General features: G+C 68.1%; 18 protein-coding genes. 8 read left to right on the top strand and 10 right to left on the bottom strand.

Going from position 1 to position 22,132, the window contains the following annotated elements; translation table 11 throughout:
• Nucleotides 1-88 precede the first annotated feature (88 nt).
• The gene (locus BME24068_RS32600; protein ID WP_096505203.1) at nt 89-709 is read right to left on the bottom strand and encodes a TetR/AcrR family transcriptional regulator; all 621 of its coding nucleotides are present in this window, start codon (nt 707-709) and stop codon (nt 89-91) included.
• A gap of 192 nt (nt 710-901) precedes the next feature.
• Here BME24068_RS32600 and BME24068_RS32595 point away from each other — a divergent pair, with 192 nt between their 5' ends.
• From BME24068_RS32595 to BME24068_RS32580, 4 genes are all read left to right on the top strand, one after another.
• Nucleotides 902-2,011, top strand: coding sequence for an efflux RND transporter periplasmic adaptor subunit (locus BME24068_RS32595; protein ID WP_174928542.1), 1,110 nt, complete (start codon nt 902-904; stop codon nt 2,009-2,011).
• Entirely contained in the window at nt 2,008-5,157 is a 3,150-nt protein-coding gene (locus BME24068_RS32590) for an efflux RND transporter permease subunit (RefSeq protein WP_174928541.1), read from the top strand. Before BME24068_RS32595 ends, BME24068_RS32590 begins: the two co-directional genes overlap by 4 nt.
• 2 nt (nt 5,158-5,159) lie before the next feature.
• Nucleotides 5,160-6,758: an efflux transporter outer membrane subunit gene (locus BME24068_RS32585; protein ID WP_174928540.1), complete on the top strand. Its 1,599-nt coding sequence runs from the start codon at nt 5,160-5,162 to the stop codon at nt 6,756-6,758.
• 130 nt (nt 6,759-6,888) lie between these two features.
• A complete protein-coding gene (locus tag BME24068_RS32580) occupies nt 6,889-7,917 on the top strand; it encodes a MerR family transcriptional regulator (protein WP_174928539.1) in 1,029 nt (342 codons plus the stop codon).
• Nucleotides 7,918-8,040: 123 nt separating this feature from the next.
• Here the strand turns inward: BME24068_RS32580 and BME24068_RS32575 are convergent, their stop codons facing one another.
• On the bottom strand, nt 8,041-8,568 hold the full coding sequence (locus BME24068_RS32575; RefSeq protein ID WP_174928538.1) for a M949_RS01915 family surface polysaccharide biosynthesis protein: 528 nt from the start codon (nt 8,566-8,568) through the stop codon (nt 8,041-8,043).
• A 75-nt stretch (nt 8,569-8,643) separates the two neighbouring features.
• Nucleotides 8,644-10,041 (bottom strand): sigma-54 interaction domain-containing protein, encoded by a 1,398-nt coding sequence (locus tag BME24068_RS32570; RefSeq protein WP_174928537.1) that lies wholly within the window; start codon nt 10,039-10,041, stop codon nt 8,644-8,646.
• Nucleotides 10,042-10,264: 223 nt separating this feature from the next.
• Between BME24068_RS32570 and BME24068_RS32565 the strand changes: the two genes are divergently transcribed.
• The 3 genes from BME24068_RS32565 to BME24068_RS32555 are packed head-to-tail and all read left to right on the top strand — an operon-like array spanning nt 10,265 to nt 13,696.
• Nucleotides 10,265-11,176 carry an MBL fold metallo-hydrolase gene (locus tag BME24068_RS32565; RefSeq protein WP_239008141.1) on the top strand — a complete coding sequence of 304 codons (912 nt, stop codon included), beginning with the start codon at nt 10,265-10,267 and terminating at the stop codon, nt 11,174-11,176.
• Nucleotides 11,177-11,205: 29 nt separating this feature from the next.
• Nucleotides 11,206-12,873: a bifunctional protein tyrosine phosphatase family protein/NAD(P)/FAD-dependent oxidoreductase gene (locus BME24068_RS32560; protein WP_174928536.1), complete on the top strand. Its 1,668-nt coding sequence runs from the start codon at nt 11,206-11,208 to the stop codon at nt 12,871-12,873.
• 16 nt (nt 12,874-12,889) lie between these two features.
• Entirely contained in the window at nt 12,890-13,696 is an 807-nt protein-coding gene (locus BME24068_RS32555; RefSeq protein ID WP_096505191.1) for a sulfite exporter TauE/SafE family protein, read from the top strand.
• 88 nt (nt 13,697-13,784) lie between these two features.
• Here the strand turns inward: BME24068_RS32555 and BME24068_RS32550 are convergent, their stop codons facing one another.
• The 4 genes from BME24068_RS32550 to BME24068_RS32535 form a co-directional block, all read right to left on the bottom strand.
• Nucleotides 13,785-14,606, bottom strand: a complete 822-nt coding sequence (locus BME24068_RS32550) for an ABC transporter permease subunit (RefSeq protein WP_096505189.1) — start codon at nt 14,604-14,606, stop codon at nt 13,785-13,787.
• Nucleotides 14,603-15,532, bottom strand: coding sequence for an ABC transporter permease subunit (locus BME24068_RS32545; RefSeq protein WP_096505187.1), 930 nt, complete (start codon nt 15,530-15,532; stop codon nt 14,603-14,605). Before BME24068_RS32545 ends, BME24068_RS32550 begins: the two co-directional genes overlap by 4 nt.
• Nucleotides 15,529-16,689, bottom strand: a complete 1,161-nt coding sequence (locus BME24068_RS32540; RefSeq protein WP_096505185.1) for an ABC transporter ATP-binding protein — start codon at nt 16,687-16,689, stop codon at nt 15,529-15,531. Before BME24068_RS32540 ends, BME24068_RS32545 begins: the two co-directional genes overlap by 4 nt.
• Nucleotides 16,690-16,775: 86 nt before the next feature.
• Nucleotides 16,776-17,870, bottom strand: a complete 1,095-nt coding sequence (locus BME24068_RS32535; protein WP_096505183.1) for a polyamine ABC transporter substrate-binding protein — start codon at nt 17,868-17,870, stop codon at nt 16,776-16,778.
• Nucleotides 17,871-18,341: 471 nt separating this feature from the next.
• On the opposite strand from BME24068_RS32535, the gene BME24068_RS32530 reads away from it, so the two are divergent.
• Complete coding sequence (locus BME24068_RS32530; protein ID WP_174928535.1) at nt 18,342-18,545, top strand: DUF1289 domain-containing protein; 204 nt, start codon at nt 18,342-18,344, stop codon at nt 18,543-18,545.
• A gap of 75 nt (nt 18,546-18,620) precedes the next feature.
• Here BME24068_RS32530 and BME24068_RS32525 read toward each other — a convergent pair whose 3' ends face one another.
• The 3 genes from BME24068_RS32525 to BME24068_RS32515 form a co-directional block, all read right to left on the bottom strand.
• Complete coding sequence (locus tag BME24068_RS32525; RefSeq protein ID WP_174928534.1) at nt 18,621-19,265, bottom strand: OmpW/AlkL family protein; 645 nt, start codon at nt 19,263-19,265, stop codon at nt 18,621-18,623.
• A gap of 65 nt (nt 19,266-19,330) precedes the next feature.
• Complete coding sequence (locus BME24068_RS32520) at nt 19,331-20,521, bottom strand: NAD(P)H-dependent flavin oxidoreductase (RefSeq protein WP_174928533.1); 1,191 nt, start codon at nt 20,519-20,521, stop codon at nt 19,331-19,333.
• 129 nt (nt 20,522-20,650) lie between these two features.
• Nucleotides 20,651-22,087, bottom strand: a complete 1,437-nt coding sequence (locus tag BME24068_RS32515) for an aldehyde dehydrogenase family protein (RefSeq protein WP_174928532.1) — start codon at nt 22,085-22,087, stop codon at nt 20,651-20,653.
• Nucleotides 22,088-22,132 lie beyond the last annotated feature (45 nt).

Below are 22,132 nucleotides of genomic sequence, written 5' to 3'. Positions count from 1 at the left end.
TCGGCGCACGTGACCCGGTGTTGCGTGCGCCGAGCCCAGCATCCCGGGCGGCCACCGCCGCACCACCGCGCGCCGCCCGCCTGGACATTCAGTCCGGCGCGCGCCCCAGCACGACCCGTGCGAAGAACCCCGCGAGCACCGATTCGGCCACCTCCGCCGACACGTGCTGCGGATCGGCCGTGTAATACGACTGCACGCCGTCGCACAGGCACATCAATCCGAATGCGAGCGTCTCGGCCGGCAGCAGCAGCGGCGTGCCCGCGCGCTCCGCGAAACGCTGGATGAATTCGGCCATCTGCAGCCGCTTGCCGTGCAGGAACTGGTTGAAGCGCACGCGAAACTTCGCGTCGCGCGCCGCCTGCAGCTTCGCCTCGCCCCACAGCAGCGAATATTCGTCGTCGCGAAAGAGCGTCCGGTAGTACGCGAGCGTCATCGACTCCATCTGCTCGCGCGGGCCGCCTTCCTCGAAGATCGCTTCGAAGTCGGCCCGCACCGAATCGTGGTCGCGCTCGAGCAACTCGAGCAGCAGTTCCGACTTGCTGCGGAAATTCGAATAGAACGCGCCGCGTGTGTAGCCGGCCGCCGCCGCGATGTCCTCGACGCTCGCCGCGACATAGCCTTTCTTCATAAAAATCCGGTGCGCGGCAGTCAGCAGACGCTCGCGCGTCTGGTCCCGGCTCTGCTCGCGAGTTAAGCGCTGTGGTCTCATGGCGCGCAGTCTAGCACCAACTCCCTTTCGGATTCATCTTTGCACTCGGATACAGGTGTGTATTAGAATTCGCCACAGTTTCCGAACGACCTCGTTCGGCTCTATTCGTGCGCGCCGAGGCCGGCGCCACTCGGGGCAAGCGCCCGTCGCGCTTGCCGGCTTCGTTCCGCTCTCACCTGATCTGGGGGTTTCGTGAATCGCTCCGGTTCCCGCGCCGCGCTGCTGATCGGCGCCGCGCTCGTCCTCGCCGCCTGCCATCCGAAGGAAGCCGCGCCGCCCGCGCCGCGCCCCGTCGTCGCGCTGCCCGCGCATGCCGACGATGCGGCGCCCGCGCGCACGCTGCCCGGCGAGATCCAGCCACGCTACGCGACGCCGCTGTCGTTCCGCATCGCGGGCAAGATCGTCGAGCGCAAGGTGCGGCTCGGCGACACGGTCAAGGCCGGCCAGGTCGTCGCGCTGCTCGATCCGTCCGACGTCGAGAAGAACGCCGCGAGCGCGCAGGCGCAGCTCGATGCCGCGTCGCACAGCCTCGCGTTCGCGAAGCAGCAGCTCGACCGCGATCGCGCGCAGGCGCACGAGAACCTGATCGCGACCGCGCAGCTCGAGCAGACCGAGAACAGCTACACGTCCGCGCTCGCGCAGCGCGACCAGGCGCAGCAGCAGCTCGCGCTCGCCAAAAACCAGCTCCGCTATGCGACGCTCGTCGCCGATCACGCGGGCACCATCACCGCCGAACAGGCCGACACCGGCCAGAACGTGTCGGCCGGCCAGGCCGTCTACCAGCTCGCGTGGTCGGGCGACGTCGACGTCGTCAGCGACGTGCCCGAGGCCGCGCTCGCATCGCTCGCGCCCGGTCACGCGGCCAGCGTCACGCTGCCGTCGCTGCCGGGCCGCCAGTTCGCGGCCAAGGTGCGCGAAATCGCACCGGCCGCCGATCCGCAAAGCCGCACGTATCGCGTGAAGCTCACGCTCGCCGCGCCCGATCCGGCCGTCCGTCTCGGGATGACCGCGAACGTCGCGTTCGACGGCGCGCCGGCCGCCGGCAACGCGCCCACCATCACGCTGCCCGCGACCGCGCTGTTCCATGACGGCCCGCATCCGGCCGTATGGATCGTGCGCGCGAAGGACGACACGCTCGCGCTGCGCCGCGTCGACGTCGCACGCTTCAACGAGCGCACCGTCACCGTGTCGAACGGGCTGCAGCCGGGCGAGCGCGTCGTGCTGCAGGGCGTGCATACGGTCAGCGCGGGCGAGAAGGTGCGCGCGATCGCGCCGCTGCATCCGGAGGACTTCGCGTCATGAGCGTCCCCCGTGAAGAAGGCCGGTTCAACCTGTCGGCGTGGGCGCTGCGCCACCAGGCGCTGGTCGTCTACCTGATCGCGCTCGCGACGCTCGCGGGCATCCTCGCGTATACCCGCCTCGCGCAATCCGAAGACCCGCCGTTCACGTTCCGCGTGATGGTGATCCGCACGTTCTGGCCCGGCGCGAGCGCGCGGCAGGTGCAGGAGCAGGTGACCGACCGGATCGGCCGCAAGCTGCAGGAAACGCCGGCCATCGACTTCCTGCGCAGCTATTCGCGCCCCGGCGAATCGCTGATCTTCTTCACGATGAAGGATTCGGCGCCCGTGAAGGACGTGCCCGAAACCTGGTACCAGATCCGCAAGAAGGTCGGCGACATCGGCTATACGCTGCCGCCGGGCGTGCAGGGCCCGTTCTTCAACGACGAGTTCGGCGACGTCTACACCAACATCTGGACGCTCGAAGGCGACGGCTTCACGCCCGCGCAGCTTCACGATTACGCGGACCAGTTGCGCACGGTGCTGCTGCGCGTGCCGGGCATCGGCAAGGTCGACTACTTCGGCGACCCCGACCAGCGCATCTTCATCGAAGCCGACAACGCGCAGCTCACGCGCCTCGGCATCTCGCCGCAGCAGCTCGGACAGGCGATCAATGCGCAGAACGACATCTCGTCGGCCGGCGTGCTGACCACCGCCGACGATCGCGTGTTCGTGCGGCCGAGCGGCCAGTTCGACAACGTCGCGGCGATCGCCGACACGCTGATCCGCATCAACGGCCGCACGTTCCGGCTCGGCGACCTGGCCACCGTGAAGCGCGGCTACGACGATCCGCCCGTCACGCAGATGCGTGCGAACGGTCATGCGGTGCTCGGCATCGGCGTGACGATGCAGCCCGGCGGCGACGTGATCCGGCTCGGCAAGGCGCTCGACGCCGAATCGAAGGATCTGCAGGCGCAATTGCCGGCCGGCCTGAAGCTGACGCTGGTGTCGAGCATGCCGCATGCGGTGGCGCATTCGGTCGACGACTTCCTCGAAGCCGTCGCCGAAGCGGTGGCGATCGTGCTGGTCGTGAGCCTCGTGTCGCTCGGGCTGCGCACCGGGATGGTCGTGGTGATCTCGATTCCGGTCGTGCTCGCCGTCACCGCGCTCTTCATGTACCTGTTCGACATCGGGCTGCACAAGGTGTCGCTCGGCACGCTGGTGCTCGCGCTCGGGCTGCTCGTCGACGATGCGATCATCGCGGTCGAGATGATGGCCGTGAAGCTCGAACAGGGCTACAGCCGCGCCCGCGCCGCCGCGTTCGCCTATACCAGCACCGCGTTTCCGATGCTGACCGGCACGCTCGTCACGGTCTCGGGCTTCCTGCCGATCGCCCTCGCGAAATCGAGCACCGGCGAATACACGCGCTCGATCTTCGAGGTGTCGGCGATCGCGCTGATCGCGTCGTGGTTCGCGGCCGTCGTGCTGATCCCGCTGCTCGGCTATCACCTGCTGCCCGAGCGCAAGAAGCACGCGCACGAAGCGCATCTGCCGGACGATCACGAGCACGACATCTACGACACGCGCTTCTATACGCGGCTGCGCGGCTGGATCGACTGGTGCATCGAGCGGCGCTTCGTCGTGCTGCTGATCACCGGCGCGCTCTTCGTCGTCGCGCTGATGGGCTTCACGCTCGTGCCGCAGCAGTTCTTCCCGAGCTCCGACCGCCCCGAGCTGCTGGTCGACCTGCGGCTGCCCGAAGGCGCGTCGTTCGCGGCGACGCTGCGCGAGACGGCGCGCCTGGAGAAGGTGCTCGACAAGCGGCCCGAGATCGATCATTCGGTGAACTTCGTCGGCAGCGGCGCACCGCGCTTCTACCTGCCGCTCGACCAGCAGCTTCAGTTGCCGAACTTCTCGCAGTTCGTCGTCACCGCGAAATCGGTCGAGGATCGCGAAAAACTCGCGACCTGGCTCGAAACCACGCTGCGCGACCAGTTTCCGGCCGTGCGCTGGCGCCTGTCGCGGCTCGAGAACGGGCCGCCCGTCGGCTACCCGGTGCAGTTCCGCGTGAGCGGCGACGATATCGCGACGGTGCGCGCGATCGCCGAGAAGGTGGCGGCGACGATGCGCGGCGACGCGCGCGCGGTCAACGTGCAGTTCGACTGGGACGAGCCCGCCGAGCGCTCGGTGCGCTTCGAGCTCGACCAGAAGAAGGCACGCGAGCTGAACGTCACGTCGCAGGACGTGTCGAGCTTCCTCGCGATGACGCTGTCCGGCACCACCGTCACGCAGTATCGCGAACGCGACAAGCTGATCGCGGTAGATCTGCGCGCGCCGCGCGCGGACCGCGTCGACCCGGCCCGGCTCGCGGGCCTCGCGATGCCGACGCCGAACGGCCCGGTGCCGCTCGGCTCGCTCGGCCGCTTCACGCCGACGCTCGAATACGGCGTGGTGTGGGAGCGCGACCGCCAGCCGACCATCACCGTGCAGTCCGACGTGCGCGCCGGCGCGCAGGGCATCGACGTCACGCATGCGATCGACGCGAAGCTGAATGCGTTGCGTGCGCAACTGCCGGTCGGCTATCAGATCAACATCGGCGGGTCGGTCGAGGAAAGCGCGAAAGCGCAGGCATCGATCAACGCGCAGATGCCGCTGATGGCGATCGCGGTGTTCACGCTGCTGATGATCCAGCTGCAGAGCTTCTCGCGCGTGCTGATGGTCGTGCTCACCGCGCCGCTCGGCCTGATCGGCGTGGTCGGCACGCTGCTGCTGTTCGGCCAGCCGTTCGGCTTCGTCGCGATGCTCGGCGTGATCGCGATGTTCGGGATCATCATGCGCAACTCGGTGATTCTGGTCGACCAGATCGAACAGGACATCGCCGCCGGCCACGGACGCTTCGACGCGATCGTCGGCGCGACCGTGCGGCGCTTCCGGCCGATCACGCTGACCGCCGCGGCCGCCGTGCTCGCGCTGATCCCGCTGCTGCGCTCGAACTTCTTCGGGCCGATGGCCACCGCGCTGATGGGCGGGATCACGAGCGCGACCGTGCTGACGCTGTTCTACCTGCCCGCGCTATACGCCACGTGGTTCCGCGTGAAGCGCGACGAACGCGATCCGCGCGACGGCCCGCCCAACGACGGCAGCACGCCTGCCGCGCCGTCGGGAGCCTGATCATGGAACTGTCGATGACCCTGAAAACGAAGGCCGCGCGGGCGCTCGCGGCCGCGACCCTCGCCGGCCCGCTCGCCGGCTGCGCATGGTTCGCGCCGAGCGGCGAGGCGCCCGCGATGCCGTCGCCCGCCCATTACGGCGCCGCGCCGCAAGTGCAGCAGACGGTTGCCGCGCAAGGCGTCGCGCAACAGTTCGAGGTCGGCGCGCAACCCGTGCCCGACTGGTGGACGCAGTACCGCTCCGATGCGCTGAACGCGCTCGTCGACGAAGGGCTGCGCAACAGCCCGACGCTCGGCGCGGCGTCGCATTCGCTCGATGCCGCACGCGAACAGCTGCGCGGGCAGATCGGCAGCTCGATGCTGCCGTCGATCGATGCGGTCGGCCAGGCCGCGCGCCAGCGCGCGCTGGGCGTGCCGATTCCGGCGCTCGGCGCGCCGACGCTGCTGTACGACACCTTCGTCGGACAACTGCAGGCGAGCTACACGATCGACCTGTTCGGCGCGTCGCGCTTCGCGAACCGGGCGCTCGCCAAACGCGTCGACGTCAGCGCGTTCCAGCTCGAATCGGCGCGGCGCGCGCTCGCCGCGAACATCGTCACCGCGTCGATCACGGTGTCGGTGCTCAACGCGCAGATCGCGACGACCGAGCGGCTCGTCGCGCTCGCGAACGACCAGGCGCACGACGCGCAGCGACGCTATGCGCTCGGTTCGGCATCGCGCAGCGACGCGCTGAACGCGCAACAAAGCGCGGATACGTTCGCGGCCAGCCTGCCCGCGCTGCGCCAGCAGCGCGACGCAGCGCGCCATGCGCTCGCGGTACTGATCGGCCGTACGCCCGACCAGCCGCCCGCCGATCTCACGCTCGCCGACCTGCACCTGCCCGCGCAGGTGCCCGTGGTCGTGCCGTCGGTCCTGCTGCAAAGCCGACCCGACGTCCAGGCCGCCGATGCGGGGCTGAAGGCGGCCGCCGCCGAAGTCGGCGTCGCGACCGCGCAGATGTTCCCGCAACTGTCGCTGTCGGCGGCGCTGGGCAAAGGCGGCTTCAGTTGGCCGGCGATGCTGTCGGGCGCCGGCGCGATCTGGAATGTCGGTGCGTCGCTGAGCCAGCCGCTGTTCCATGGCGGCGCGCTGCTCGCGCAGCGCCGGGCGGCAAAGGCGACCTACGAGGCCGCGGTCGACCAGTACAAGCAGACCGTGCTGGCCGCGTTCCAGAACGTCGCCGATTCGCTCGCCGCGCTCGAACACGATGCGCAAGCGCTCGATGCGTCGTCGCGTGCCGCGCTGTCCGCGCGCGGCGCCTATGACGATGCGGCCGCCCGCGTGCGGCTCGGCGCGTTGCCGCCGTCGGCCGCGCGTGCGAGCGAACTGCAGTACCGCAATGCGCGGCTCGACGAGATCCGCGCGACCGGCGCGCGCTTCGCCGACACCGCGCGGCTCTACCAGGCGATGGGTACGCCGCCGGTCGACCCGGCCGGCAACGCCGCGAAGGCCGGGAAAGCCGGGAAAGCCGATTCAACCGGCACGACCGGCAACGCGGATCAAAACACCCCCGGCGCCCAGGCACGCACGGCCACCCCCGACGCGCCGCCGTCACCGCAATAACGCAAACGCGCCCTTCGTGTCGGGCGCCACGGCGCGCGGAGCCACCCGCGCGCCGATTTGCGATCTTCCGCTTGACCCTCACGTAGCGTAACGTTCGAGACTCCAGTGTGCGCACCGAACGGAGGACACCATGCGGCTGAAAGTGGGAGAACTGGCGAAGCGAAGCGGGCTGACCGTCCGCACGCTTCATCACTATCACGCGATCGGCTTGCTGACGCCTTCGGCGCGTGCCGACAACGGCTACCGGCTGTACGACCGCGACGACATCGCCCGGCTCCACCAGATCCAGGCCCTGCGTCGCTTCGGACTGTCGCTCACCGAAATCGGCGACCACCTGAACCAGCCCGGCACACCGCTCGTCGAGCTCGTCGCGAAGCAGATCGCATCGCTCGACCACCAGCTTGCGCAGACCGCGCGGCTGCGCGAACGGCTCGTGCATCTGCACGCGCAGCTCGCCGCGGGTATGGCGCCGGAGCTGGCCGACTGGCTCACCACACTGGAGTTGATGACCGTGTACGACCGCTATTTTTCCGAGGAAGAACTCGCGCGCCTGCCGATGTACAGCAAGAGCCAGACTGGCGATGCGGAATGGATCGCGCTCATCACCGACGTGCGTGCGCTGCACGACGCGGGCGTGCCGCCCGAGGATGCGCGCGTGCGTGCGTTCGCCGATCGCTGGATGACGCTGCTCGTGCGCGACACGAACAACGATCCGCGCCTGCTGGCCAAGCTGAACCTGATGCACGAGCGCGAACCGTCGATGCAGTCGCAGATCGGCATCTCGACCGGGCTGCGCGACTACGTGCTGAAAGCGGTGGCCGAAACCAAGATGCGGATCTTCGAGACCTATCTGGCGCCCGACGAGATCCGTTTCATGCGGGCGCACTATGGCGAGCGCTCGATGGAGTGGCCGCAGTTGATGGCGGACGTGCGCGATGCAATCGAGGCCGGTGCGCAGCCTGATTCGCCGGAAGGCCGTGCGCTCGCGACACGCTGGCTCGACCTGTTCTGCAGCTATGCCGGCCGCGATCCCGCCACGCACGCGAAATTCCGCCACGCGATGATGACCGAGCCGGCGCTGACGAAGGACGCATGGGTCAACGACACGCTGCTCGGCTTCATGCGGGAAGCGATGGCGCAACTCGCGCCCGCGCGCTGATCGCACGACGTCGGTTTTCCGGACGGCGCGCGGCGGTTTCGCGCGCCGCCCGGAGAATCGTCGTGTCGGCGGATTGTCGCCGAACCTTCCGCGTGACACGCACTGAAGCGCCCGCCCGCGCCCTCAGCGATAGTCCTGCAGGCTGATCGCGCGCCAGTGCTTCGTCATGTAGCGCAGGAACACGGGTTGCGCCTTCAGGTCCGCACTCGGCGCGGGCGCCGCACCGCCGTCCATGAACTTGCCTTTGACCGTGACGGTCTCCTCGCCGCGCAGCACGTATTTCGTCCCCTGGTCGATCAGGAAGTACTTGACCTGGTCCGCGCTGACGTCGCCGCGGCAGCCGATCTTGTATGCGAACAGGAACTGCTTGCGACCGTTGCCGAGCAGGTCGGTCATCTCGATCGACGCCGGCACGACGTCGAGGATCACGTCGACCGGGCATTCCTTCACATAGTCGCGCACCGTCCAGTCGGGCCGGCCGTCGAGTGTCGCGGATACCTTGAGCTGCACGTCGTCGCCGGACTCGGTCCGCGCGAACGTCACCGCATGCGCGCCCAGCGCATCGGTCCACGCATATTCGGCGGCCTGTGCCGGGTTGGCCAGCGTAGCGGCAGCCAGCAACATGCAACCTGAAAGGAGAGGATTCTTCATCGGCGACGGCGTTGGAATCGAACGCGCCATTATCGACAAAGCCGCCCGTGGCCGCCAGTTACCGCGACGCTGCGCTCACCGGTCGCGCATCCCGAGCCCGAGCGCCTTCATCCGCCGATACAGCGTCCGCTCGCTCATCCCGACATGCTCGGCCAGCGCCTTGCGCGTGCCTTCGAACGTGCCGGCAATCCGCACGAGTTCCGCATCCGACACGCCGCGCGAGTCCGCCGCGCGCGCGTGCGGCGCCGCCGATGCCGCGACCAGCTCGGCCGGCAGATGCTCGACGCGAATCGTCCCGTCGTCCGCGAACAGGCACGCGCGTTCGAGCACGTTGCGCAGCTCGCGGATGTTGCCGGGCCACGCATACGCATCGAGGCAGGCCCGTGCGCGCTCGGTCAGCACGAACGGCCGGGCCGCGAACGGCCGCGCGCCGGCATCGCCCGCGCCGGCGCGCGCATTCGCGATCCGCCGCAGGATCGATTCGGCCAGCAGCGCCACGTCGCCGCGCCGTTCGCGCAGCGCGGGCAGCGGAATCGGAAACGCGTTGATCCGGTAGTACAGATCCTGTCGGAACCGGCCGTCGTCGATCATCTCGCGCAGCGGCTTGTGGGTCGCCGCGACGAGCCGGAAATCCGCGCGCAGCGCCTCGACGCCGCCGACGCGCCGGAACGTCCCCGACTCGATCAGCCGCAGCAGCTTCACCTGCATCGGCAGCGGCACGTCGCCGATCTCGTCGAGAAACAGCGTGCCGCCCTGCGCGGTCTCGACGAGGCCCGGCTTGCGCTGATTTGCGCCGGTAAAGGCGCCCTTCTCGTAGCCGAACAGCTCGCTCTCGAACAGCGTCTCGGCGATCCCCGAACAATCGACGACCACGAACGGCCCCATCGCGCGATCGCTCGCCTCGTGCAGCGCCCGTGCGAACAATTCCTTGCCGGTGCCCGACTCGCCGAGCAGCAGCACGGGCAGCGTCGACGGCGCGACCCGCTGCAACGCGCCGAGCGCCGCATTGAACGCGTCGGCGCCGCCGACGAGCCCTTCCGCGCTCGGCTGCGCCGACGCACTGCGCACCGTCGTCAGCCGCTCGACGTACGCGATCACGGTGCCGCTCGCATCGAAGATCGGCCGCAGCTCGACGTCGACGTGCTCGGGGCCGCGCGGCGTATGGTGGATGTGCAGCACGCGGTTCAGGCTGCGCGATTCGCGCGCCTGCTTCATCGGGCAATGCTCGCCGGCCTGGTCGCACGGCACGTCGTAGTGATGCGAGACCTGGAAGCAGTGCCGGCCCACGTGCTCGACGCCCGCCACGCCGAACTGGCGGCGGTACGCATCGTTCGCTGCGAGGATGCGGTAATCGGGATCGACGACGATCATCGGCTGCGGGTCGTGCTCGAGATACGCGACGAGCGCACGCACGTCGGGCATCACGTCGCGCGGCGGCGCGGGAACGATCGGAATGGTGTCGCGCGGATTCATGCGGAGGCTCGAAAGCGGATGGCCGGGCGGGCTGCCAGACCGACTGCCAATTCTGCCACGACACTGCCAGTCGTGGCAGTCCACATGGACGGCAGCACGTCGCCCGCCGTTGCAGATCGCCGCAATCGCTCCGAAAAGACGAGCCAAATCAAGCACCTGTCAAGTCACCAAGCGCCGCGACGCCGGTTGGCACGCTTCTTGAACATGAGATTCCCGATTGCAGATGCAGAACCCGATCGAGGACATTCCCGTGAGCCCTACTCCCACGCTGTCGGTCGAAGGCTTTTTCGACCCGGCGACCCACACCGTCAGTTATCTGCTGCTCGATACGGCGAGCCGCGCGTGCGCGCTGATCGACAGCGTGCTCGACTACGATCCGAAATCCGGCCGCACGCACACGGCCAGCGCCGACCGGCTGATCGCGCGCGTCGCCGAACTCGGCGCGACCGTGCACTGGCTGCTGGAGACGCACGTGCATGCCGACCATCTGTCGGCCGCGCCGTACCTGAAGGCGCACGTCGGCGGCCGGATCGCGATCGGCTCGCACGTGCGCCGCGTGCAGCACGTGTTCGGCACGCTGTTCAACGCCGGCCCCGGCTTCGCGCAGGACGGCAGCCAGTTCGACCGGCTCGTCGACGACGGCGACACGCTCGCGCTCGGCGCGCTGACGATCCGCGCGCTGCACACGCCGGGCCATACGCCCGCGTGCCTGACCTACTGCGTCGACGACGCGACGCAGCGCGCGGCCTTCGTCGGCGACACGCTGTTCATGCCCGACTACGGCACGGCCCGCTGCGACTTCCCCGGCGGCGACGCACGCACGCTGTACCGCTCGATCGCGCGCGTGCTGGAACTGCCGCCCGACACGCGCCTGTATCTGTGCCACGACTACCAGCCGGGCGGCCGCGACGTGCAGTACGTGACGACCGTTGCCGAACAGCGACGCGCGAACGTGCACGTGAAGGACGGCGTGACCGAGGACGCGTTCGTCGACATGCGCACCGCGCGCGACGCGACCCTCGACATGCCCGTGCTGATGCTGCCGTCCGTGCAGGTCAACATGCGCGCCGGCCACCTGCCCGAACCCGAAAACAATGGCGTGCGCTACCTGAAGATCCCGCTCGACGCGATCTGAGCCGCCGCCCCGACCGGAGAACCCCCGACATGACCATCCGCAAGCTGACCGACACGCTGTCGGTGTCACCCCAGATCGCCGCGACCGACCTGCCCGCGCTGCACGCCGCCGGCATCCGCGCGATCGTCTGCAATCGCCCCGACGGCGAAGGCGCCGACCAGCCGACCGTCGCCGAGATCCGCGCCGCCGCCGCGCCGCTCGGTATCGCCGTGCATGACCTGCCCGTCGATACGGGCAAGGTCACCGACGACCAGGCCGCGCAGTTCGGCGCGCTCGTCGCGTCGCTCGCCGGCCCGGTGCTCGCGTACTGCCGCAGCGGCACGCGCTCGGCGACGCTGTGGGCGCTGTCGCAGGCCGGCCTGCGCCCGCTGAACGACATCGTCGCGACGGCCGCCGCGGCCGGCTACGACCTCGGCGCACTCGCGTCGCGTCTCGCGCAAGGCGGCCGGTCCGCCGCACCGGCCGTCGACGCGCGGCACGACATCGTGATCGTCGGCGCGGGCGCGGCCGGCGTCGCGGTCGCATCGAGCCTGCTCGCACGCGACGCGTCGCTCGATATCGCGGTGATCGATCCCGCCGATATCCACTACTACCAGCCAGGCTGGACGATGGTCGGGGCCGGCGTATTCCAGCCGGAAACGACCGCGCGCCGGATTGCCGACCTGCTGCCGCGCGGCGTGAAATGGATCCAGGCCGCCGTCGCCGGCTTCGAACCCGACGCGCATACGGTCGTGCTCGACGGCTGCCGGCGCATCGGCTACCGCAAGCTCGTCGTGTGCCCGGGGCTCAAGCTCGACTGGCACGCGATCGACGGTCTCGCCGACACGCTCGGCCGCAACGGTGTGACGTCGAACTACCGCTACGATCTCGCGCCGTACACGTGGGAACTGGTGCAGGCGTTCCGCGGCGGCAATGCGCTTTTCACGCAACCGCCGATGCCGATCAAATGCGCGGGCGCGCCGCAAAAGGCGATGTACCTGTCGTGCGATCACTGGCGGCGCACCGGCCGCCTCGGCGCGGCGAACGTCGAATTCCTGAACGCGGGCGGCGCGCTGTTCGGGGTGGCCGACTACGTGCCCGCGTTGATGGAATACGTGAAAAGCTACGACATCGCGCTGTCGTTCGGCCACAACCTCGTCGCGATCGACGGGCCGGCGCGGCGCGCGACGTTCACGCGCACGCTGCCCGGCGGCGGCACCGAGACCATCGAGCGCGCGTTCGACATGATCCACGTCGTGCCGCCGCAGAAGGCGCCCGACTTCGTGCGCGCGAGCCCGCTCGCCGACGCGGCCGGCTGGATCGACGTCGATCCGGCGACACTGCGCCACAAGCAGTTCGAGAACATCTTCGCGCTCGGCGACGTCACCAATACGACCAACGCGAAAACCGCCGCGGCCGCCCGCAAGCAGGCGCCCGTCGTCGCGCACAACGTGCTCGCGTCGCTCGGCCGCGCGCAAGGCCACGCCGCGTACGACGGCTACGGCTCGTGCCCGCTCACCGTCGAGCGCGGCAAGATCGTGCTCGCGGAATTCCTGTACGGCGGCAAGGTCGCGCCGACCTTCCCCGCCTGGCTGATCGACGGCAGGCGCCCGTCGCGGCTGGCATGGCTGCTCAAGGAGCGCGTGCTGCCGCCGGTCTACTGGAAGGCGATGCTCAAGGGCCGCGAATGGCTCGCGAAACCCGCGATCGCACGTTGACCCACCGGATGACGCCATGCTGATTTCCCTCGTACTGGGCGGCTTCGTCGGCGCCGTGCTCGGTCTCACCGGCGCGGGCGGCGGCATTCTCGCGGTGCCCGCGCTCGTCGTCGGGATGGGCTGGCCGATGCAGCAGGCCACGCCCGTCGCGCTCGTCGCGGTGGCGGGCAGCGCCGCGCTCGGTGCGCTCGAAGGCTTTCGCCGCGGACTCGTGCGCTACCGCGCGGCGCTGCTGATGGCCGTGGCCGGCGTGCCGCTCACGACACTCGGCGTGAAGCTCGCGCACGTGCTGCCGCAACACGTGCTGCTGGCGTTGTTCGCGCTGACGATGCTGGTCGTCGCCGTCCGCCTGCTGCGGCAGGCGCTGCGCAACGCGCCCGGCGACGCCGACGAATCGCGGCTGTGCGTCGGCCGCGTGAATCCCGATACGGGCCGGCTCGTGTGGTCCTGGCCGGTCGGGCTCGCGCTGGCGTCGACCGGCGCGGTGACGGGCCTGATGACGGGGCTGCTCGGCGTCGGCGGCGGTTTCGTGATCGTGCCGATGCTGCGCAAGTTCACGAACGTGTCGATGCACGGCGTGGTCGCGACGTCGCTGATGGTGATCGCGCTGGTCGGCACCGGCGGCGTGTTCGCGACGCTGGTGTCGGGCACGCGCGCGCCACTCGACATGATGCTGTGGTTCACGGTCGCGACCGCCATCGGCATGGCGGCCGGCCGCGGCGCGTCGCGGCATCTGTCGGCACGGCACGTGCAGGTCGGCTTCGCGGCCGTGCTCGTGTGCGTCGCGCTCGGGTTGCTGGCGAAGGCCGCGTTCGGCGCGTAACCGCTCCGGCCTGCACCTGCCAGACAAAACGCCCGGCCCGACTGATCGTCGGCGCCGGGCGTTTTTCGTTGCGTCGGCAACCGGTGCGTCAGGTCGCGAACGCGGCCATCCGCTTGCGCTCCTGACGCAGCATCACGAAGTTCGCGATCACCACGCCGGCCGTCACCGCGATGATGAACAACGTCGCGAGCGCGTTCATCTCCGGATTCAGGCCGAGACGCACGCGCGAGAACACGACGAGCGGCAGCGTCGTCGAGCCCGGGCCCGACAGGAACGCCGACAGCACGAGGTCGTCGATCGACAGCGTAAACGACAGCAGCCAGCCCGCGATCAACGCCTGCGAGATCAGCGGCAGCGTGATCGTGAAGAACACCTTCAGCGGCGTCGCGCCCAGATCGAGCGCGGCTTCCTCCAGCGACGGGTTCAACTCGCGCACGCGCGACTGCACGATGATCGCGACGTACGAGATGCACAGCATCACGTGGCCGAGCCAGATCGTGAACACGCCGCGCTCGGCCGGCCAGCCGATCCACTTCGCCAGTTCGATGAACAGCAGCAGCAGCGAGATCCCCTGGATCACCTCGGGAATCACGAGCGGCGCGTTGATCATCCCGCTGAACAGCGCGAAGCCGCGAAAGCGGCCCATCCGCGCCAGCACGAAGCCGGCCCACGTGCCGATGAACACCGACGCGAACGCGGTCATCACGCCGATCTTCAGCGACAGCCAGGCGGCGGTCAGCAGTTCGTCGTCCTGCACGAGCGCCGAGTACCAGCGCAGCGAAAAGCCCGACCACACGGTGACGAGCTTCGACTCGTTGAACGAATAGACGATCAGGCTGACGATCGGGATGTACAGGAATGCGAAGCCGGCGAACAGCGCCGCGAACTGCAGGTAACGATTCGGCTTCATCGACGGCGGCCCTCCTGCTCCTTCGCCTGGAAGTGCTGGAACATCGCCATCGGCACGAGCAGCAGCAGCACCATCGCGCAGGTCACGGCCGACGCCATCGGCCAGTCGGCGTTGTTGAAGAACTCGTTCCACATCACGCGGCCGATCATCAGCGTGTTCGCGCCGCCGAGCAGCTCCGGAATCACGTACTCGCCGACCGCCGGAATGAACACCAGCAGGCAGCCCGCGATGATCCCGTTCTTCGACAGCGGCAGCGTGATCTGCACGAACGCCTTCCACGGCTTCGCGCCGAGGTCGTACGCGGCTTCGAGCAGGCGCAGGTCCATCTTCACGAGGTGCGCGTACAGCGGCATCACGAGGAACGGCAGGTACGAATAGACCATCCCGATGTACACCGCGTAGTTCGTGCGGTACAGCTCGATCGGCGCATGGGTGAGCCCGATCCACATCAGGAAGTTGTTCAGCAGCCCGTTGTTCTTCAGGATTCCGATCCACGCGTACACGCGAATCAGGAACGACGTCCAGAACGGCAGCATCACGCCCATCATCAGCAGGTTGCGGCTCGCCGGGTTCGAGCGCGCGATGTAGTACGCCATCGGATAGCCGAGCAGCAGACACAGCAGCGTCGTGATCGCGGCCACCCATACCGAGTTCACGTAGGTCGCGAAATACAGGCTGTCCGTGAACAGGAACGCGTAGTGCGACAGGTTCAGCGCGATGTGCACCACGCCGTCCGTGTACGACGCAAGCTCCGTGTACGGCGGAATGCCGAGCTGCAGCTCCGCGAAGCTGATCTTCACGACCAGCACGAACGGCACGAGGAAGAACAGCACGAGCCACGTGTACGGCCCCGCGACGACCGCGGAGCCGCCCGTCAGGTTGAAGCGCCGCACGGGCCAGGCGAGCAGGGACTTGAGCGTGCTCATGACGTCAGCACCACGCCTGCCGTCGCGCTCCAGCGCACGTAGATCTCGTCGCCGAGCGCCGGCGTCTCGAGCTCGGTGATCGCGAGGCTCGACACGTTCGCGATCACCGTCTTGCCCGCGTCGAGCAGCACGTGATACAGCGAATAGCCGCCCATGTACGCGATGTTGCTGATCTTGCCGTGCGCCCAGTTGAACGCGCCTTCGGGCGGCTTGCGCGTGAGCGCGATCCGCTCGGGGCGCACCGACACCGTGACCGGCATCCCGAGCGGGCCCGTGATCCCGTGGCTCACGTACAGCCGGCTCGGCAGTTCCGGCGATTCGATGTACACGTGATCGGGTTCGTCCTCGACGGTGACGCCGTCGAACAGGTTGGTCGAGCCGATGAACTCGGCCGAGAATCGGCTGTTCGGATATTCGTAGACGTCGCTCGGCGAGCCGATCTGCACGATCTGCCCTTCGCTCATCACGGCAAGCCGGTTCGCCATCGTCATCGCTTCTTCCTGGTCGTGCGTGACCATGATGCAGGTGACGCCGACCTGCTTCAGGATGTTGACGAGCTCGATCTGCGTACGCTGACGGATCTGCTTGTCGAGCGCGGACATCGGCTCGTCGAGCAGCAGCACCTTCGGACGCTTCACGAGCGAACGCGCGAGCGCGACGCGCTGCTGCTGGCCGCCCGACAGCTGGTGCGGCTTGCGCTTCGCGTATTTGCCCATCTGCACGAGGTCCAGCGCCGCGGCCACGCGTTCCTTCAGCTCGGCCTTCGGCGTGCCCTCCTGCTTCAGGCCGAACGCGACGTTCGATTCGACCGACATGTGCGGAAACAGCGCATACGACTGGAACATCATGTTCACGGGCCGCTTGTACGGCGGCATCTGCGCGAGGTCCTCGCCGTCGATCAGGATCTTGCCCGACGTGACCGTCTCGAGGCCCGCGAGCATCCGCAGGAGCGTCGACTTGCCGGAACCCGAACTGCCGAGCAGCGCGAACAGCTCGCCCTGGCGCACCGTGAGGTTCACGTTGCGCACCACCTCGGTCTCGCCGAATTTCTTGACGACGTCGACGATCTGAACAAAGTTCTCGGCGCGTGCATCCGCGCCGGACGAAGGAACGAAGGACGGCGCGCCCGCGACCGTCGCACCCGACTGGCTATTCATGATCTGCTGCTTCTCTCCTGCGTTTGACGAAAAAGCCCCCGGGGGCACCCAGGGGCTTCATGACTGCCGGCTCACTTCGGCTCGCGTCAGCGGCCCGATTTCAGCTCGGTCCACAGACGCGTCTGCAGACGCTGGATTTCCGGCGGCAGCGGCTTGAGCAGGAACAGCGTCTTCACGACGTCGGCCGGCGGGTAGACCGCCGGGTCGTTCGCGACGTCAGGACGCACGTACTTGCGGGCCTCGGCGTTCGCGCTCGGGTAGTACACGGCGTTCGTGATCGCCGCGTGCACCTTCGGATCCTCGATGTAGTTGATCCACTGCAGCGCGGCATCCTTGTCCTTCGCGTCCTTCGGAATCGCCATCACGTCGAACCACACCGGCGCGCCGCCCTTCGGAATGTAGTACTCGATCTTGTACGGCTTCTTCGCCTCGATCGCGCGATGCTTCGCGATCACGACGTCGCCCGACCAGCCGAACGCGAAGCAGATGTCGCCGCCGACCAGGTCGTTGATGTAGCCCGACGAGTTGAATTGCGTGATGTACGGGCGGATCTTCTTCAGCACGTCCATCGCGGCCTTGTAGTCGGCCGGGTTCGTGCTCATCGGATCCTTGCCGATGTAGTGCAGCGCCGCTGCGAACATCTGGTCGGGTGCGTCGAGCACCGACACGCCGCAGGTCTTCAGCTTCGACAGGTTTTCCGGCTTGAACAGGATGTCCCAGTTGTCGAGCGGCACCTTGCCGAGCGCCTGCTGCGCCTTCGTCAGGTTGTAGGCGAGGCCGGTCGTGCCGTACGCCCAGGGCACCGAGAACTTGTTGCCCGGGTCGGCGCCGGCGACGAGCGCCATCAGTTGCGGATCGAGGTACTTGAGGTTCGGCAGCTTCGACTTGTCGAGCGGCGCGAAGATGCCGGCCGCGATCTGCTTGCCGGCATAGTTGCTGGTCGGCACGACGATGTCGTAGCCCGAGCTGCCCGTCAGCAGCTTCGCCTGCAGCGTGTCGTCGCTGTCGTAGTTGTCGTAGCGAACCTTGATGCCGGTCTGCTTCTCGAAGTTCGGGATCGTGTCCTTCGCAATGTAGTCCGACCAGTTGTAGACATTGAGCTGCGTATCCTTCGCCGCCGCCGCCGATGCACCCACGCACAGCGCGAGCGCTGCGAACCGGCCCACTACCTTTGCTTTCATCCCGTTCTCCCTCCGACCGGACACGTTGCCCGGCTGCCGTCTGCCTCGTCATGGCGGCGCATCCTGGTGCTCCGCCCCTCGAAAACCCCGAAAACTACCATCATTCACGCGCCGTCACAAAAAAATCATGCCGGTGTCGCGCAAACGGAACAGATTCCCGCTGCGAGCCGCTCCGGGCGGGCCGCACGGCGGGGTGTTCCGGGGGAATTCTATCGGGTAATCGGCGGCTGTCCATCAGGAAAAGAAAGCGCCGGCGAAACGGCATCCGCACGGCGGGCATGCGCGACGGCCGCGCACACCCGCGTTGCGCCGGTGAATTCGCGGCCCGCGCCGCACGCACTGCCGTCCTGGCCGGCGCGGGCCGCACTGTGACGACGATGCGGCCGGACGGCACGGCGGCGACACCCGCCGGCCGACCGGCGCCGATGCATTAAAATGATGCCCTGACGATTCATGGCACGCACCCTCCCGATGACCTCCAATCTCCACGACCTGCCCGACAGCCCCTGCATCGGCGTGTGCTCGACCCTCTTCGACGAAGTCTGCAAGGGCTGCGGCCGCACGGCCGCCGAAGTATCGAACTGGGTGTTCCTGAGCGACGACGAAAAGCGCGCGGTGTGGGAGCGCATCAAGCGCGAAGGCACCGCGATGCGCTTTCAGTACGACAAGCTGTAAAACCGCCGCACAAAAAAAGAGCGGCATGCCGACCGCCATGCCGCCAACCCCAACTCTGTTCTTTTCCGCGCGCGTCTAGAACTTCATCCCGACGCCCACGCCGACGATCAGCGGATCGATGTGCAGCGTGCCGATGCCCTTGTCGCCGAGCGTCGCATCGGTGCTCATCCAGATCTTCTTCACGTCGACGTTCATGAACACCTTCTTCGTCACCTGCACGTCGACGCCGAACTGCAGCGCCGGACCGAAGCTGCTCTTGTTGATCGACACGCCCTCCCCGCCGACGTTGAGCCCGTTGTTGTAGAAGTACGTGTAGTTCAGGCCCGCGCCGACGTACGGACGCACCTTGCCGGCATGGTTGAAGTGGTACTGCAGCAAGAGCGTCGGCGGCAGCACGCCCACGCCGCCGAGATTGCCGAGGCTCGACGTCATCTGATGCCGCGACGTGCCGAGGATCAGCTCCACGCCGAGGTAGTCGCGGATCATGTAGGTGAAGTCGAGCTCCGGCACGATCGCGTTGTTCACGCCGGTGTTGATCGCACCGAGCGTGTCGCTCGCGCGCTCGTTCGGCTGGATGCTGATCGCGCGCAGCCGGACCAGTACGTCGCCCTGGTTGATGCCGTCACCCGGCGATGCCGCGTGCGACAGCGAAGGCATCGCGACGAGGGCTGCCGCAACGGCGGCGGCAACGGTGGCTTGGATTCGAATTGTTTTGTGCATGGTACGGACCCCCAAAGAATTGATTCCATTCTCGCAGTGGGGTCTTTTCGCCATCTTGATATCCGTCAAGCCAGCGTAAACATGGGGCGGTTTGTCGCAGGCTCGCAAGCACGGCCGGTCAGCAACAGGTCGAGCAAGTCGTGCACGCTGCGGATCGCGTTGCCGAACGGCAGCGTTTCGCGGCCGCGGAAGAACAGGCCGTTCGCGACGTCGCCGCGCAGTGCCGCCGCCAGCCGCGTGTCGATGCAGAAGTGGCCGAATTTCTCGATGCCGTCGCGCAGCCCGCACACGCTCAGGCATTCGAGCGCGGTCGGGCAACGCTGCCGGAACGCGCCGAGCTTGTTGCGAATGCGCGCTTCGTTGCGCAGGTAGCGATCGAGCCACGGCGTCTTCACCGCGCGTGCGGGCAGCCCCGTCACGCTGACGAATTCGACGATGTCGTCGGCGCATGCGTCGGCCAGCACGCGCTTGAAGTTCGGGTGCGCGTCGCCTTCTTCGGTCACCGCGAACGGCGTTCCGACCTGCACGCCGTTCGCGCCGGCTTCGAGCGCCGCGCGCACCGCGTCGTGACTGTTGATCCCGCCCGCAACGATCAGCGGGATCGTGTCGCGCGCGAGGCCGAGCGACGCCATGATGTGTGCGGTCTCGTCGAGCACGCGTGCGAAATCGAAGCGCGCGTCGTGCATGTCGTCGATGTGCGTGACGCCGAGATGGCCGCCCGCATGCGCCGGATGCTCGATCACGATCGCATCGGGCAGTCGCCCCTTCTTCATCCATTTCTTCAGCACCAGCGCGATCCCGCGGCTGTCCGACAGGATCGGGATCAGCGCGATGTCATGGCCTTGCGTGAGGTCCGGCAGGTCCAGCGGCAATCCGGCGCCCATCACGATCGCGTCGGCACCCGCTTCGCACGCGACGCGCACGTAGTCCGCATGCGCGCTCACCGCCTTCATCACGTTGACCGCAATCATTCCGCGCCCTTCGGCGTAGGTCTTCGCGAGGCGAATCTCGCGCGCGAGCGCTTCTAGGTTCGCGGCCTCCAGCGTCGCGCGGTCGGCATTCGCGCGACAGCGCGCGAGCAGGTCCGCATGGTGGTGACGCAAGTCGATGCTCGCGATCGTGCCGAGCGCGCCTTCGCGCGCGACGCTGCCCGCGAGGCGGTGCGCGGAGATGCCGACGCCCATGCCGCCCTGCACGACGGGCAGCAAGGTGCGGCCGCGAATCGTCAGCGGCGGGAAGGAAGTGCGTGCGGTCATCGGGAACCTCGTCGAAACATCGGAAATCGGAAACGCGATGATCGACGATCCACCGGCGCGCACCTTGACGGCCGTCAATAAAAAAACGGCACGCGAGCGTGCCGTTGCCGGTCGTGCGGGGTGAAACGCTCAGCCCTGAGGCGTCTGCCTGAGCTGCATCGACTTGTACTCGAGATACTCTTCGAGCCCGTACACGCCGTTCTCGCGACCGTGTCCCGACTGCTTGTAGCCGCCGAACGGCGCGGCGCCGTTCCACGTGCCGCCGTTGATGTCGACCTGACCCGTGCGGATGCGGCGCGCCACGCGCATCGCGCGCTCGTCGCTGCCGGCCCACACCGCGCCGCCGAGCCCGTATGGCGAATCGTTCGCGATCCGCACGGCTTCGTCTTCGTCGCGGTACGTGATGATCGACAGCACCGGCCCGAAGATCTCCTCCTGCGCGATCGCCGATTTCGGATCGACGCGGCCGAACACGGTCGGCTTCACGAAGAAGCCTTTCGCAAGCCCTTCCGGCAGGCCGGTGCCGCCCGTCACCAGCTCCGCGCCATCGTCGATGCCACGCTGGATGTACGCCTGTACGCGCTGCTGCTGCACGGCCGATGCGAGTGCGCCGAGACGCGTCGTTTCCTGGCGCGGATCGCCCGCGACGTACGCTTCGGCCGCCGCCTTCGCAAACGCGCGCGCGTCGTCGTAGCGCGCCTCCGGCACCAGCATCCGCGTATGCGCCGAACAGGTCTGGCCGGCGTTCAGGTAGCACGCGTTGACCGTGCCCTTCACCGCCGTCGCGAAATCGGCATCGTCGAGGATCACCGACGCCGACTTGCCGCCGAGTTCGAGCGCGACGCGCTTGACGCCCGCGGCCGCCAGCTCGGCCACGCGCTTGCCGGCGCGCGTGGATCCCGTAAACGACACCATGTCGACGTCCGGATCGGTGGCCAGCACCTCGCCGACGACCGGCCCGTAGCCGCACACGAGATTGAACACGCCCGGCGGCAGGCCCGCTTCGTGAATCGCCTCGGCGAGCATGAAGGCATTGAGCGGCGCGACTTCCGACGGCTTCAGGACCACCGTACAGCCGGCCGCGAGCGCCGGCGCGACTTTCAGCGTGACCTGGTTGAGCGGATAGTTCCACGGCGTGATCGCCGCGACGACGCCGACCGGCTCGCGCACCACCAGCGAGTTGCCGACCGTCGCCTCGAATTCGAACGATTCGGCGAGCTTCGCGTACGCCTTCCAGTTATGGATCGGACCGCCGACCTGGATCGCGCGCGACAGCTTGATCGGCATCCCGACTTCGCCGGTGATCGACTGCGCGAGTTCCTCGCTGCGCGCCTGCAGACGCTCGACGATCTTGCGCAGGTAGCCCGCGCGCGTCGCGGCCGGCGTTGCGGCCCACGCATCGAAGGCCGCGCGCGCGGCGCGGACCGCGTCCTGCGCATCGGACGCGGCGCCCTCCGGAATCCGGCCGATCACGGCCTCGGTGCCCGAGTCGATCACGTCGATCGTGCCCGTTCCGGCCGGCTTGCGCCATGCGCCGTCGATGTAAAACTGATCGTAGATTTTCATCGCTTCCTGTCTCCCGGAAAACGGCCATTCTAGCGAGAGTGGCGC

Source organism: Burkholderia anthina, assembly GCF_902498995.1.
In the GTDB taxonomy this organism is placed as follows: Bacteria; Pseudomonadota; Gammaproteobacteria; order Burkholderiales; family Burkholderiaceae; genus Burkholderia; species Burkholderia anthina.
This window is presented reverse-complemented; position numbering and strand designations above follow the sequence as displayed.